General features: G+C 56.2%; 14 protein-coding genes. 7 read left to right on the forward strand and 7 right to left on the reverse strand.

Annotated features, from left to right (window positions below; genetic code table 11):
- Window positions 1–27: 27 nt before the first annotated feature.
- Window positions 28–870, reverse strand: a complete 843-nt coding sequence (locus ACNPM8_RS11505) for an NmrA family NAD(P)-binding protein (RefSeq protein ID WP_426733383.1) — start codon at window positions 868–870, stop codon at window positions 28–30.
- A gap of 99 nt (window positions 871–969) precedes the next feature.
- Between ACNPM8_RS11505 and ACNPM8_RS11510 the strand changes: the two genes are divergently transcribed.
- Window positions 970–1314 (forward strand): winged helix-turn-helix transcriptional regulator, encoded by a 345-nt coding sequence (locus ACNPM8_RS11510; protein WP_286172339.1) that lies wholly within the window; start codon window positions 970–972, stop codon window positions 1312–1314.
- Window positions 1315–2892: 1578 nt separating this feature from the next.
- Here ACNPM8_RS11510 and ACNPM8_RS11515 read toward each other — a convergent pair.
- Entirely contained in the window at window positions 2893–3222 is a 330-nt protein-coding gene (locus tag ACNPM8_RS11515) for a carboxymuconolactone decarboxylase family protein (protein WP_133835002.1), read from the reverse strand.
- A gap of 223 nt (window positions 3223–3445) precedes the next feature.
- On the opposite strand from ACNPM8_RS11515, the gene ACNPM8_RS11520 reads away from it, so the two are divergent.
- Window positions 3446–4090, forward strand: coding sequence for a substrate-binding domain-containing protein (locus ACNPM8_RS11520; protein ID WP_448939872.1), 645 nt, complete (start codon window positions 3446–3448; stop codon window positions 4088–4090).
- 50 nt (window positions 4091–4140) lie between these two features.
- Here the strand turns inward: ACNPM8_RS11520 and ACNPM8_RS11525 are convergent, their stop codons facing one another.
- The gene (locus tag ACNPM8_RS11525; RefSeq protein ID WP_133835000.1) at window positions 4141–4752 is read right to left on the reverse strand and encodes a TetR/AcrR family transcriptional regulator; all 612 of its coding nucleotides are present in this window, start codon (window positions 4750–4752) and stop codon (window positions 4141–4143) included.
- Between the two features lie 288 nt (window positions 4753–5040).
- On the opposite strand from ACNPM8_RS11525, the gene ACNPM8_RS11530 reads away from it, so the two are divergent.
- Window positions 5041–5670 (forward strand): isochorismatase family protein, encoded by a 630-nt coding sequence (locus ACNPM8_RS11530; RefSeq protein ID WP_448939873.1) that lies wholly within the window; start codon window positions 5041–5043, stop codon window positions 5668–5670.
- Window positions 5671–5817: 147 nt separating this feature from the next.
- Entirely contained in the window at window positions 5818–6255 is a 438-nt protein-coding gene (locus tag ACNPM8_RS11535; RefSeq protein ID WP_208294306.1) for an OsmC family protein, read from the forward strand.
- A gap of 128 nt (window positions 6256–6383) precedes the next feature.
- Here the strand turns inward: ACNPM8_RS11535 and ACNPM8_RS11540 are convergent, their stop codons facing one another.
- Window positions 6384–6791, reverse strand: a complete 408-nt coding sequence (locus ACNPM8_RS11540) for a nuclear transport factor 2 family protein (protein WP_448939874.1) — start codon at window positions 6789–6791, stop codon at window positions 6384–6386.
- Between the two features lie 117 nt (window positions 6792–6908).
- Between ACNPM8_RS11540 and ACNPM8_RS11545 the strand changes: the two genes are divergently transcribed.
- Complete coding sequence (locus tag ACNPM8_RS11545; RefSeq protein WP_448939882.1) at window positions 6909–7274, forward strand: winged helix-turn-helix transcriptional regulator; 366 nt, start codon at window positions 6909–6911, stop codon at window positions 7272–7274.
- 138 nt (window positions 7275–7412) lie between these two features.
- On the opposite strand, the gene trxA is transcribed toward ACNPM8_RS11545, so the two are convergent.
- From trxA to ACNPM8_RS11560, 3 genes are all read right to left on the reverse strand, one after another.
- The gene (gene trxA / locus ACNPM8_RS11550; protein WP_448939875.1) at window positions 7413–7793 is read right to left on the reverse strand and encodes a thioredoxin; all 381 of its coding nucleotides are present in this window, start codon (window positions 7791–7793) and stop codon (window positions 7413–7415) included.
- 570 nt (window positions 7794–8363) lie between these two features.
- Window positions 8364–9188, reverse strand: a complete 825-nt coding sequence (locus ACNPM8_RS11555; RefSeq protein ID WP_133834996.1) for an IclR family transcriptional regulator — start codon at window positions 9186–9188, stop codon at window positions 8364–8366.
- A gap of 292 nt (window positions 9189–9480) precedes the next feature.
- Entirely contained in the window at window positions 9481–10053 is a 573-nt protein-coding gene (locus tag ACNPM8_RS11560) for an OsmC family protein (RefSeq protein WP_426733368.1), read from the reverse strand.
- A gap of 710 nt (window positions 10054–10763) precedes the next feature.
- Between ACNPM8_RS11560 and ACNPM8_RS11565 the strand changes: the two genes are divergently transcribed.
- Window positions 10764–12023 carry a MalY/PatB family protein gene (locus ACNPM8_RS11565; protein WP_402696788.1) on the forward strand — a complete coding sequence of 420 codons (1260 nt, stop codon included), beginning with the start codon at window positions 10764–10766 and terminating at the stop codon, window positions 12021–12023.
- Between the two features lie 215 nt (window positions 12024–12238).
- Window positions 12239–13705: an amino acid permease gene (locus ACNPM8_RS11570; RefSeq protein WP_402696787.1), complete on the forward strand. Its 1467-nt coding sequence runs from the start codon at window positions 12239–12241 to the stop codon at window positions 13703–13705.
- Window positions 13706–13980: the final 275 nt, after the last annotated feature.

Consider the following 13980-nt stretch of genomic DNA (forward strand, 5'->3'; position numbering starts at 1 on the left):
AGGGTCGTGACCCCCCGTCGCCAGGGATCAGACTCCGAGATCCCGCAACCACCGCTCGACACTGCGCGGTTTGAGATCGAGCAGCGCCTGTGCCGAACGCGCCTCTGGAATGAGCTCCCCGGGCTGATGCTGGCGATGCTCATAGGAGGCGATCACCGGTGCGACCGCGGCCTCGCCGAACAGAGGGATGATCAGCTCCCCGTACCGTGCGGGGCTGATCGCCTCGAAGCGCACATCTTGCCCGAGGTATCGAGTGAAGCCCGCGGCAAGGTCCGCGCCAGTCAGGCCGGGAAGAGCTCCGACGGAAACGATTCCCGTGACCGAATGGTCAGTCAGCAGACGGGAGACGACGTCAGCGACGTCAAGGTGGGAGATCCACGAGACTGCATAGTCCGGGCGGATCGGGTAGCGCAGAGCACCCTCGTCCCGTGTGGGTCCCATCGTCGCCGTCAGGAGCAGATTCTCGAGGAAGAGCCGCGGCTCGACAATCGCGTAGGACACCCCTGAGGAGGCCAATTCACGGGCGAGTACGTCCACAGCATCTGTCCCTTCACCGGTGGGATCGAGAGAAAATCCGCTGGTGGAGAAGACGACGCGTGCCGGCTTCGCCCGACGAATCGCCACGGCGATTGTGTGAGCGAAGGCGAGCTGGTCTTCGGGACGTCCCAGGGGCAGGTGTACGAACACCCCCTTCGCGCCGCGATACGCGTCAGCGAGCGAGTCGACAGAGGAGTTGTCGATGGCGATTGCCGCGCCGTCGATCTTCGAGATGTCTCGGACCGCGGCGACGGCATCGAGTCCAGCTGAGGTGAGAGCAGTGAATACAGGGGAACCTTGAGCGCCGGTCGCGCCGTGGATGATGTATGTCATGAATCAATTACTGCACATGATGCATCGGTTACATCAAGTGCAGTAATGGAGTATCGTGGATATGTGAGATTCAACCACTGCGACCTGCAGGAGTGTGGTGTGGCTCGTTTCCTGTCCCTGCTCGACGGGCCATGGGCCACGCTCATCGTGCGCGAACTGCTCAAGGGACCGCACCGCTTCAACGAACTGGCAGAGGTACTGCCTCGCATCAGCGCGCACACGCTAACCAGTCGGCTCCGCACGTTCGAGAAGCACGGCCTGGTCACCCGCACCGCGTATCCCGAGATTCCACCCCGAGTCGTTTATGAGCTGACACCTGCCGGGCAGGACCTCCGCCCCGTCTTGGAAGCAATGAATTCCTGGGCCATGACCCTGCCCGCGAGCGTCTTCGAGATCGCCGAGGACGCCGGCAGCGGCCACTCCCGTTCGCCTGCCGATTCCTAGCCGGCCATAGGCTGTCTAATTCCGGGCCGCTTCAGATCATTCAGCGCGAGTGGATGGGTCCCATGCGGCTCGCAGAACTATGGTATCGATTAGGCTCCTGGTGGAGTCGTTGGAGTTCCAGCAGGTCGAAGCAGCATGGTTTAGGGTAGGATCAGATCGCCGAGTTGCTGAACACCAGCCAGCAGATGGGGCTCAAGGAGTACAACAATTGGATCGGCCTCTCCATCGATGTATCGAGGTAAGTTCACATGAACTATCAAGTGATTTCGAGAGGTACGTATACTCGTGTTGGACGAGGAACGACGATCAGAAAATCCGAAAATCGATAACGAACATGTGTTTCTTCCTCTGTACATGTCGAGGGCCAAGCGAACGATACTCCCGTCGAACAAGGTTTCACTCTTTCTGGCGCGAGGAAAGCGTTTCCAGACGTGAATACGCGCCATGCTGCGCAGCTCGAAGTTCGAGAGCCCGAACCAGTGAAGTCGACAAAACACATATCGAGCTCCAACGCAAGCGGCAGATTTGTCTACAGGGACATGCCCTAAGATGTGTCCAAATAGGCCGTCCAAGACGTAGCTCTATTCAACGTGTTGAACGACGAACCGTCTGCTCATATCTGAGAAGTGTTGCTTGAACTCGGCATAGCCCCGGAGTCCTGCCGCCTTCACCGAGTGAACTTGCGAGAGGAGTATATGAAGGAGGTATTCATTCGACCACCGCCGTCCCGCTCCTGAAGGTCCAGTTGCGGTCTGGGCGCCATTGTCGAACTTGGATCAATGGTTGGAGCGGAACGCGAATAGGTTTGAGGACACAGACAGTGGAATGCCATCAGAGTGGGAAGCCGAGGCGGATGAACCCGCAGTACTAAGTCGCGAAAGATATCGTTGGTTGACACGGATCGCCCCACCCCATCCAGTGGGTACATTCGTCCCCGGTGCTTTCAATGTTGGACCCCAAAGTCCCCGAATCAGCCTAAATATGCAAGGATCGAGCATCGAGGTCGCTAGCTTATTTGACCGCATTGGAGCGGTTGGAGGTAGAAGTACTCGTTACTGGCAGATGTTAATTCCTACGTCCCAACAAACAGGCGAAGAATCCACCACGTTGCCGGTCCGCGGTCTCTCGCTGTTTCAAGGTGCGCGGCCCAACATACCACTGCGCCGCGGAAACGGTCCGCTGGACATGCTGGCCACATCCGGCCCACGTCGCCTTGCCGCACACGTGGCACTTAGATATGCAATGTAGGGCATTATATAAATACCCCGTAGGATACACAAAAGTGAACAAGTTCCCTACAGTTCGAGGAGCGGTAACGAAAGGCCCCCAGTTCACCTGCCTCAACATCATCTAGCCGCTCGCTGCCATGTACAAGGCCACCGACCCCGACCTCGAGGAATGCCACATCAGCTAGGGTGCTCTCAAGGATTATACGAATACCTCAGCCGTTGGTCAGACTCCGTCGGGCGACGAGTTGAAAAGCTCTTCCGACAGCTGGCCTAAGACGACAAAACCGACAACAAGACCAGGCCCCTCACGCTCGGCCCTGTTATCCTCCCGGACGAAGCCGGGCGTAGGTCACTTGTCTTCAGCGATAGCCTTCATCGCCTTCCAGCCGTGAGTGACCCCGCCGCCGGCGCGCAGGGCGGCCGCGACCATGACCGCCTCAGCAACGTCAGCCTTGGATGCACCGGCCTTGACGGCACGCTTGGCGTGGTCCTCAATGCAGAACGGGCACTGCGTGGTCACCGCCACCCCGACAGCGATCAACTCACGGGTGGCGAGATCGAGGTTTCCGGCGTCCTTCTTGAACACGGCCTTGTCGAATCCGAAAAAGGCCGAGACCATCTCCGGCGCGGACTCCTTGATGTCGGCCATGAACGCGGTTTCCTCATTGTGGTTGTGCATTGCTTCTCCTTCTCGATCGATTGTTTCTAGGTTAGTTCGGTGTGCCCGATCCCGCCGGGGCCGGGCGAGTGGTCATCGCACGCTCTTGACTTTCAGCACCGCCAGACGATCTCCGACAGCACCCGCCGCCGGGTGCTAGATGTCGCCGCGCGCCTGGGTTACACCCCGTCCGCGGCTGCGCGGACGCTGAAGCGAGGACGATCCGGTGTCGTGCTCTACAATCTTGAAGCCCTGGCCACTCGGCTCGGCCTCGGGACTGCTGCTGACCGAGCTTACTGCGGGCTTCGACGCGGTGGGCCTGACTCTGATGACGCACATCGAAGGGGCGGGGGGGCGCGGCGTCGAAGCTGCATGGAGCGACATCGCTCCTGCTGCAGTGCTGTCCTACACTTTCGTGGATCCGAATTCAGATCGTGTTATGCGCACTGCCGGCGTGCAGTGCGTGGCCGTACTCTTCTCCGGCGAGTCCGACGGGAGCGCGCGCTTCGTCCGGCCCGACTCCAGGATCGGTCGGCTGCAGGCAGAGCACCTCATCGCGGCCGGGCACACGAGAATCGGCTATGCCTACCCCGAGTCGCCTTTGCTTAGGGATTTCGCCGAACCGCGGCTTGAACGTGTTCGGGCAGCATGTGCGGACGCTGGCATTGCTGCGCCGGAGGTACGTACTGTGCCGCTCGACGCCCAATTCGCCGCTGCCGCGATCGAGCACTGGCGAGGGCTGGACGATCCTATGACGGCGATCTGCGCCTACGTCGCCGAGGCTCGGCGCATCGAACATGAAGTGACATCGGCCCTGCATGAAGGCGCCGCCCCCGAGGCGACCGATCCCGCCAATCTCTTCACCACGGTCGTTCCGGAATCCGCTTGACAAAAACACAGCCCCTTTTACGGCTTTGCCCCGGCAGTTCTCCTGCTCAATCAGAGTCGGAGTTCTTCAGCAGGTGCCGCGAGTGCAGTCCCGGTTGCCAGCAGATCGACCAGCGGAATGACAGCATCGAAGGCGGAAGCACCCTCCTCTAGCGAGGCGATCTTCGCCCCGTCGAGCAGAGCCATTAGCTGCCTGGCTATCCGGTCCCGGCTGCGCGGATCGCTGTCGTCGAGGCAGCGGTCGAACCTTTGCAGCAGCGACTGCCGCTGATCAGCAAGCACCCGGGAAATCCCCCCGGAATCGTCGAGATGCTCCGCCGCCGCTGCTATGAAGCAGCAGCCCGCATACCAGTCCTGAGCAGCTGCAGCCGCCGCAAGGTCGAAGACCGCTCTGATCAGCAGTCCCCCATGGACCCCTCTCCGTTCGAGGGAATCGATCTCCCGCTCAGAGCGCTCAGCCTGGCGTTCTAGATACGCACGCACGAGATCCTCTTTCGATGAGAAGTGTGCATACAAGGTGGCCTTGGCGACCCCGGCCTCCGAGATCACCCTGGCCACGCCCACGGCACGGACTCCGTGCTCGGCGAAGAGCCGCGAGGCCGCGTCTAAGATCCTCGTGCGTGCGGAGGGTCCTTCCTGTGGTGAATGGTCTGGCATCGTCATGGGCTTGACGATACCAGACCGACCGGTCTACCCTGAAAACCAGGCAGACCGGTCGGTCTGGTTGTTTGACTGAGAGTGAAGGAAATCCACATGGGGGCTGCGGGCAGCACCGAGTTGTGCTTCAACCATCCTTCAAGACTCCACGACCATCGGCTGACCGGGCCACTCTAGCAGCAACATGTCAATGAGGTAGCGGGACCTAACCCCGATGATATGCCGCCCTCCGCTCGCTTGACCACCAACCAAGCATCCAACCCAGCATCACCCATCACATACAGGAGAGAAATCATGACCGCACCAAAACGCGCCCTAAGCGTCATCGACGCCCAGCAGGAATACTTCGAAGGACTCCTCCCCATCCAGCACCCGGACCGCGATACCTCGATTGCCCGCATCGATGACGCGATCCAAGCAGCCAAGCAGGCCGGCATCCCGGTCGTACTTGTGCAACACGAACTGCCCGCCGAATCCCCAGTCTTCGCCTCCGGGTCGCCAACCTACGACAACCACCTCGCGGTCGCCGCGCACGAAAATCACGCAACACATCGCGTGCACAAAAAATTCTCCAGTATCTTTGCCAACACCGACCTCGCGGCATGGCTGCGCGAGCAGTCCGTCGATACCATCACACTGGTCGGGTACATGACCAACAACTGCGTGGTCGCATCAGCGGCCGCAGCCGAGCCACTCAACTTCGCGGTCGAGGTCCTCTCCGACGCAACCGGAGCGATCGACCTGGCAAATGAGGCCGGACGAGCCTCCGCACAGCAGGTTCACGAAACACTCATGGCTCTGCTGCACTCGAACTGGGCCTCCGTCACAGATACCGGAATCTGGACCACGGCCCTGCAAACCGACCAGGCTCTAGCCAAAAGCGATCTCGTCACATCCGCAACACAAGGCCGTACCAACGCCTGACGAGGAACTCCCAGTAACAAGTTGCAGCGTCGCCCGGCATTCGAAGAACGCCGGGACCATACTAGCCCTCTGCAAAATCGCTTTTCCAATCGCTCATCTTTCCCAGATATTGACAATCACCCCAAAAGAAACAAGGAGAAAACGATCATGGCAGGACACGCCCCAATCCCCGAACTCGTCGCTCAACGCACTTCGTCCGGCACCTACACCGTTCGCAATAGCGCCGGTGCCGAGCTGCGCATCGGGGCACCCGGTGCCGCCGGCGCATTCTCACCCGTCGAACTGCTGCAGGCCGCGCTTGCTGGCTGCGCTTCCCTTTCCGCCGAAGCGCAACTAGTAAGCAGACTCGGCGAAGAGTTCGACGCCGTCACGACCGTAAATGCGGTTTACGACGCAGAGCAGAACCGAGTGGAGGAGCTCATCACGAGAATCACGGTGGACTCATCGGAACTCGACCAAAGCGATCACGACAGGCTGGTCTCAAGCGCGGTGCGGATCATCGACAAGCTGTGCACAGTGAAGCGATCACTCAACGCCGGCATCGAAGCCACCACCGAACTTGAAAGTCAGGAGTGCGGTAGCTGACCTGCCCCTGAATAACGTTTGCCCTAGCCGTATCATGCGAGGCATGTCCTAGACGGCTAATGGGCAACGAGACAGAGCAGCCCCGCGTCCATTAGTCGCGGGGCTGCTCTGTCGTTGACATTGCGTGCTCAGCCGCGACCCCAGAATGCGTCCTCTGCGGCTCCGTCCTCGGAGAACAAATGCACGGCGACGATCTTGCCGTCGCGGATCGTCAGTAGATCCACTCCTGCCATGTCCATCGATGCACTGGAGCGTGCACCGGTAAAGCGTACTGGGACGGCAACGAATTCGCCGTTGACCATCGCAGAACCGGTCACGGCAAGCTGGAAGCTGCCCTCGCTGGCTTCCATCATCCCGCCGAGCAGCGTACCGACGCCCTCGACACCGACATGCTCCCCGGAGAACTGGTTGGCTCCCGGCTGATGCCACACAACCTCCGGGCTCAGATGAGCCATCGCGGTGGGAACGTCGCCGTTACCCAAGGCATCAAAATACGCGGCCGCGACTTCGGCGGGGGCGGTCTGGTTCTGGGCCATGGAATCTCCTTAATCGTGCGGTATATGGATACACTAATGGTAACTATCGGTAACCTGTTACCTCAACGTAACTGCAGAAAAGAGTGCAACATGGACGAACAGCCGCCGTGGAACGTGATGGTCGCGTCGTGCCCGTCGCGCACATCGCTGGCGCGAATAGCTAATAAATGGACCGCAATGACAGTGATCGCTCTCAGTAAGGGCCGTCTGCGATTCGGGGAGATCCGCAAGGCCGTGGACGGGATCAGCGGGAAAGTTCTGGCCGATACCCTGCGCGACCTAGAGCGCGACGGGATTGTCTCGCGGACTGCGTATGACCAGATGCCTCCACGCGTGGAGTACGAGCTCACCGACCTCGGGCAGACGCTGAGGCAGCCGCTCGAGGCGCTCGGCCAATGGGCCGAGACGCACTTCACCGAGGTTGAGACCGCCCGCGCTTCCTACGACGAGAAGTTGGCGGCCGCCGATATCGCGGTGAGATGACACCGGATGCTGGGTGGGCTTCCACTCGTGGGATCAATCCAGTCAGATCCGAATCGAGTGCTTCTGGCCCCGAAGCAAGGACGTCAGAAGCCCTCGAATTTCCCTTCGAGGGCTTCTCCGGCAATACGGATTTTGGGACTAATCGCCCAGGAATGCCGATAGCCGTTCCTCGAAAGATTCCTTGGACATCGCACCAACGAAAGAACCAGCAGATTGGCCATTGTCAAAGATTCTGAAGGCAGGGATAGATGAGACCGAGTACTGCTGAGCCAGTTGTGGATTATCGTCGACGTTGATCTTGACGACCTTGATCTTTCCAGAGTTCTCCTGAGCCAACGTGTCCAGGATTGGAGCTACTGCTCGGCATGGTGGACACCATGGTGCCCAAAAGTCTACGAGGACTGGAATATCGCTTTGGAGGACTTCAGCCTGGAATGTGGACGTGGTTGCAGATTGAACTGACATGATTTTTCTTTCTGTGATGTGCAAACTTTGGCTATGGGAAGATCCTGGACTCATCTGCTGTCTATGATCTGAGAGAGGCTTTCGTTAAGGAAAGTCTGACGGCAATTGGCAGGCGTCTTGGTGTTATCGAAATAGCGCGGGTCCTAGGGCCGATAGCAATCGTGCGCAATTTGAAATGGTTCTCGACCAATACGTATGCGGCCCCAAATGTAGCTGAAGGAAACCGTGGAAAGGCCACAAGGGCGCTATATCGTATTTGAGTTTCTCATCGGTCATATCGAAATCTACACGGTGCAGTACTTGTGCTCTGCTGCATGACGTTTCAGGCTGGTCTATCGCACGTCAAACACCATTAAAACTCGTTAACTTGCTGACGCCAGCGAGGAAAGAACAACAAATGATGTCCCGGGTGGGAGTAACCAAACGGCGGATGCAGGACTCGGCATTCCTCAGCTGCTCCGCATGTCGATCATGGCCTTGGATGAATTCTTCCTACCCAAAGAATCACAGGAATTGATTCCCTCAAACATCAAGTCCTGGGTTGGCCTGCTAAAGGACAGGAACATATTCTGCAGAGATCCTTAAAATAGATCGTCTGCGAAGCATAGACCAGTTGGAATAATCTTACAGAGCAGACGAGAGGAGCCGGCGAATGTCTGACTGGCCAAATTCAGAATTGATCATTTTGAACTTTTCAGACAGCTCAGTTGCCTCTTGTTGCATCCAACGAACGAGTTGCGATCTACGGGGTTCTTCCAATCGGGCATCAATGGCCTCCAGCGAAATGGCCGCGACGGCTGCCCCGTCTGCCCCAAGGACTGGTACACCGATGCCACCGGCACCATCGATCCATACTCTCGGAGCGGTTGAGTAGCCCAGTTGTTGAGACTGTTCAATAAGGAAGGGCAGCTTCGCAAAATCCTGGTTTTGACTCAACCCGTCCTCATTAGAGGCGCCCAAGATCAATTCTTCGATGAGGTTCTGGGGTTGCCCGGTCAGCAGTGCGAGACTACCGCCACAGGTCCCCAGCGACCGATAGTCACCTACGCGGATAAGCGTAGTTTTAATCGGGTAATCACCTACGTGACGGTCGATGCACAACGCTTTGTCGCCGATTCGAACAACAAGATACAGTGTGTCACCAGTGAGTTCCGCGAGGCGTTCCAAATGGGGTGTTGCCAAATCGACAATGCCATGACGATTAGAAGCCCTGATGCCGATTGGAACAAGGGGAAGCCCGAGATAGTAGACGGACTCATCCTCCGACAGCTCAAGCCAACCCAAATTGACCAGCGTGCCGAGAATCCGATGTGTCGTGGTTTTTGACAATTCCGAGTCGTTGACGATGGTAGTAAAACGGCATCCATCTACCCCAGCATCGGCAACAACCTGGATAATCCGGGTTGCGCGCTCCACACTACGGACACTCTCAGACTGGTTTTCTCCCACTTACTGCCTACTCTCATTGGCTACACATGGCTAACGAACAGGATACCCCGATGAAAGATATACATTTAGCCTACTTCAATCCTGATCTCTCGGCTCGAGCAAGGTACTACAAACCAGCCGTCGGCTCGGTCCTATCTAAACCGGAAGGATGATGTCCGAACCGACGGCAGCGTTGATAATGCCTTACTTTACGAAGATTAAGAGCAGACCGTGTGTTTTTGCTCGAAGACCGAGTACTTGTTCAATTTTTGAAGCACGTCACCACTTCAATCCCAGCGCTCCTTCTAGAACCCTAAAGTAGGGTGGTGACGACATCCACCGGACGAGCCAACGTGTCACGAATGGGCGATCGACGTTCGACAACCGCGACGAGTTCAGCCAGCTGCTCGCGGCTTGCCTCCGGAGCATCAATGTCAACATTGATGCGGATCTGGCTTGCTCCAGGGTGCTCTTCGGGAGCAATTTCCAAGAACGATGCTACATCAAAGTCACCTTCCACCTGCACGTTGAAAGCACGAAGGGTGATTCCAGCGTCAGCCGCTTTCATGGCGAGGCTTGCCGTGTAGCACGCAGCAAGTGCTTGCAGGACGTATTCAGACGGAGAAACATCCGTGTCATCGCCCAAGAGTGCCGGCGGCTCGTCACTCTTCATGCTGAACTTGTTAACCCGTGATTCATCGCGGACACCTGCCTGAGTAATAGCTCCGGTGCCGGATTCCAGGCTCACGCCGCCGGCCCATGTGCCTTGAACTTCAAACGTGAACTTTCCAAGATTTCGATCGGCCTCAACTGCTTTGGTGGTCTGTCGCAGGACATTGACATCGATTCCTTTGTTGATATCTGACTGAGTTTCTACGAGGTCCATTTTCGCTCCCTAGGTTATTTGTGATCCGAGTACATGACTAAATGACATGGCGATAACTTGTACCCGGATACGAACCAGTAAACATGAAAACCATCCCCAGATCAACATGCAAGTTCCATTCGTGAGTATTTAGTGATCAAAAATGGAACTTGATATTCGCTCGACTACGTATTTTTGCTCATATCAAGAAATTTATGGGTAAGTTATGGTTCTAAGTTCCGCTTTAGTGTAATCTTCCATTTATTCGGAAGTGACTCCCGTCACCTCTATTGTTGGCTTGAGTGTTCCATCTCGAGTATGCGGCCAGCATGAACGGTCGCATCTTTACGGGCTGGCCAAGAACTTAGGTAAATACATGAACAAAAATTAGCTCGAAAGTCTCGCTAAAGGACTCGAAGCAAGGATCTCTGGAAATGACCCTAAACGACGGCTTGCCGCTGAAACTATGGGAACGGGATATCTCGTGATTTCTTAACCGAGGGTAGGGCGAGCAAGTTTGCTGACAGCCCAGAGCCTGTTCCAGTTGCAGAAGGGAACCTAGCCTCTTTCAGACCCTTCTGATCTGAGTCTTGTCCCGAGCATGGACAGCTTATGCATGCCATGTTGAGTACCGATGTCCTGGCCCAACGAGGCGACAACCCGCGTACATCACAAAATGCCCTAAGAATAAACAAACCAACGAATATGAACTAACTTGAGGTGACCCCAAGATGCAAACTCCTTTGAACGCACTCGGTTCAGCAGAAAACCTAGTCCGCCAAGATGAAAACCCATCAAATCCGCTGGAAGAACTCAATCTGGCACAGCTGCGAAAACGAACGAGCATGAAATGGGCAGCACATCCGGAAAACGTTCTACCCCTATGGGTTGCCGAAATGGACGTCAACCTAGCTCCTCCCATTGCCGAATGCTTAAAAAAGACGGTTGACTCGGGCGATACCGGATACCCAGCGGGAACGCAATTGGCCGAAGCAGTGAAGTGCTTCGCCTCTGAGCGTTGGGGCTGGAATGGATTAGCTGTGGAACGCACCGCGATTGTTCCGGACGTGATGATGGGCATTGTCGAAGTGTTGCGACTGATCACCGACCGAGGCGACAACGTCGTAGTCAGTCCCCCGGTCTATGCCCCTTTCTATGCCTTCGTCAGCCACGATGGCAGAAATATCATCGAGGCTCCCTTGGGAGGCGACCTGCGCATATCCATGGAAAATCTGGATAAGGCCTTTGCCCAAGCCACTATCGGAGGTAAACGAGCCGCATACCTTATGAGCAACCCACACAACCCCACCGGGACCGTACACACTGCAGCCGAACTTACTGCCGTGGCCCAGTTGGCACGCGCTCACGGGGTTCGCGTCATTTCCGACGAAATCCACGCACCACTGATCTTGGCAGGTGCCACTTTCACGCCCTACCTCAGCGTCCCGGGCTCGGAAAATGCCTTCGCTTTGACTTCTGCGTCCAAAGCCTGGAATCTTGCCGGACTCAAAGCGGCGCTGGCCTATGCCGGTGAAGAAGCCGCAGAAGATCTAGCGCGTATGCCCGAAGAAGTCAGCCACGGACCAAGTCATCTAGGGATCATAGCCCACACTGTCGCTTTCAACCAAGGCAGACCATGGCTGGACTCACTGCTCCAAGGCCTTGATGATAACCGTGCATTACTGGGCAAAATTTTGGCCGAGCATATGCCACAGGTGGGCTACAAGGCCCCTGAGGGAACGTACTTGGCGTGGCTGGACTTCAGCGACATGGGAATTACGGAAGAAGCCCAAGATGGGAAGCTAGCCACCGTCGCCGAACTATCCGGGCCGGCTCAGTTCTTCATCGACCACGCCCAAGTAGCTCTGAGCTCCGGCCACGTCTTCGGAAGCGGCGGATCAGGCCACGCAAGACTCAACTTCGCAACGTCCAAGTCGATTCTCAAAGATGGACTACTACGCATGGCCAGTTCTTTGAAAGCCCTCCATTAGAGATCAGTCCATGGCCACAAAATGTGCATTCTCAAGATGAGATAGCAACCGACAATGTTCCAGTTCCGCGTTCCCCAAAGAATCCACGGCTTCCCGCAAAGGATTCACTGACTTGACGATCGAAGAAGACGGCTACTAAGTGCCGGAACCCACATCTCATTGGATTCGCAGATAAACGGTCTATCTGACCAGTGAAGTGTCCAAGAAAGGATCACATGAAAACCTCTAAAACCTCGCGGGATAGCCTAGCAGGAACGGCGAAGACCGACTCGGTCATCGAGCTAGAAGACAACGGCTATCAAAAGAACCTTACGGGACGGCAGATCAATATGATTGCCATCGGAGGTTCGATCGGCACTGGTCTCTTCCTTGGAGCCGGAGAACGATTAGAATCTGCAGGACCATCGCTGGTCTTCTCTTACGCTATTTGTGGCATCTTTGCATTCTTCATCTTGCGCGCGCTTGGCGAGCTTATTTTGCATCGGCCCACTTCTGGTTCATTTGTATCGTATGCGCGTGAATTTTTCGGAGAGAAGGCCGCCTTCGTCTCGGGATGGTTCTATTGGATCGTTTGGGCGGCAACCACAATTGTCGACATCACTGCGGCGGCAATCTACATGAATTTCTTCGGAAACTACGTGTCTTGGATAGCAGATGTCCCGCAGTGGCTATGGGCATTGCTCGCACTCATCCTGGTTCTGTCGCTTAATCTGGTTTCAGTCAAGGTGTTCGGGGAGCTCGAATTCTGGTTCGCCTTGATCAAGGTAGCTGCACTGGTGGCGTTTATGCTGGTGGGAATCTACTTCGTAGTATTTGGAACCCCTATCGATGGCCACGAAGTTGGTATTGGAATGATTGCGCAAAACGGTGGCCTCTTCCCCAATGGTCTACTGCCGATGATCATGCTGATGCAAGGAGTTGTATTCGCCTTCGCCTCGATCGAAATGGTCGGCACCGCAGCAGGAGAAACAAAACACCCTGAAAAGATCATGCCCAAAGCAATTAATTCGGTAATTTTCCGCATCGCAGTGTTCTACGTGGGATCCGTCGGACTACTTGCTCTGCTGCTGCCTTACACCTATTACAAAGCTGGAGAAAGCCCATTCGTGACGTTCTTCTCCGCAATCGGAATTGATGGAATCGATGTCGTGATGAACTTTGTTGTCCTCACTGCGGCCCTCTCCTCACTAAACGCTGGTTTGTACACGACAGGCCGGACTCTACGATCTATGGCTCTGGCCGGATCTGCACCACGCATGGCCCGCAAGATGACTCGCAGGGGCGTTCCGGTCGGAGGAATCGCTATCACCGCATTTGTGGCATTGCTTGGAGTCCCGTTGAACTACTTGATGCCGGGAGACGTGTTCGAAATAGTGCTGAGCGTCGCTGCAGTGGGCATTATCGTCGCGTGGGCAACCATCATCGCTTGCCAGCTCAAATTGCAGCGCTTATCGCGCCAAGGCAGTCTAGTCCGCCCGTCGTTTCGCCTGATTGGTGCTCCCTACACTGGGTATGCAACATTGTTGTTCCTTGGCGTCGTGCTGGTAATGGTGTTTGTGGAGTCCCCAGCTACCTTGGTCGTAACTGCTGTGTGCTCCACAATGATTTGCATCGGATGGTTTGGTTGCCGCGGGCGAATCCGATCAATTGCACAAGCAGGGTACAGCCGAGTAAAGAATTAGGGGACTTCGATAGAACACTCGGATAATAACAATTTGCCATAGCCGGCCTTCTTCAATGTGAAAACCCGAAGCATCCGGAGATCTTTGCCGGCGCTAATGATGTACTTCATGGCAAATTCGAACGCTGCGAGAGATCTGCGGCAAGAGAAAGCGACGTTCTGACAGTGCATCCGCATTAGAGCACAATACAGTTTTGGTGTTATCGAATTCTAGATAGCGTAGTAACACCTGGCTTGGCTTCAAATAATAGTTCTTGCGAAGAGGGGGGGTGAGAT

This window comes from Glutamicibacter sp. AGC46 (assembly GCF_053543715.1).

What these genes read in the sequence shown, in the direction of transcription:
- ACNPM8_RS11535 (WP_208294306.1), top strand. Translation starts at nt 5,818, where the DNA reads ATGGCAGGACACGCCCCAATCCCCGAACTCGTCGCTCAACGCACTTCG.
- ACNPM8_RS11565 (WP_402696788.1), top strand. Translation starts at nt 10,764, where the DNA reads ATGCAAACTCCTTTGAACGCACTCGGTTCAGCAGAAAACCTAGTCCGC.
- ACNPM8_RS11570 (WP_402696787.1), top strand. Translation starts at nt 12,239, where the DNA reads ATGAAAACCTCTAAAACCTCGCGGGATAGCCTAGCAGGAACGGCGAAG.
- ACNPM8_RS11530 (WP_448939873.1), top strand. Translation starts at nt 5,041, where the DNA reads ATGACCGCACCAAAACGCGCCCTAAGCGTCATCGACGCCCAGCAGGAA.
- ACNPM8_RS11560 (WP_426733368.1), bottom strand. Translation starts at nt 10,053, where the DNA reads ATGGACCTCGTAGAAACTCAGTCAGATATCAACAAAGGAATCGATGTC.
- ACNPM8_RS11540 (WP_448939874.1), bottom strand. Translation starts at nt 6,791, where the DNA reads ATGGCCCAGAACCAGACCGCCCCCGCCGAAGTCGCGGCCGCGTATTTT.
- ACNPM8_RS11525 (WP_133835000.1), bottom strand. Translation starts at nt 4,752, where the DNA reads ATGACGATGCCAGACCATTCACCACAGGAAGGACCCTCCGCACGCACG.
- ACNPM8_RS11545 (WP_448939882.1), top strand. Translation starts at nt 6,909, where the DNA reads ATGGTCGCGTCGTGCCCGTCGCGCACATCGCTGGCGCGAATAGCTAAT.
- trxA (WP_448939875.1), bottom strand. Translation starts at nt 7,793, where the DNA reads ATGAGTCCAGGATCTTCCCATAGCCAAAGTTTGCACATCACAGAAAGA.
- ACNPM8_RS11505 (WP_426733383.1), bottom strand. Translation starts at nt 870, where the DNA reads ATGACATACATCATCCACGGCGCGACCGGCGCTCAAGGTTCCCCTGTA.
- ACNPM8_RS11515 (WP_133835002.1), bottom strand. Translation starts at nt 3,222, where the DNA reads ATGCACAACCACAATGAGGAAACCGCGTTCATGGCCGACATCAAGGAG.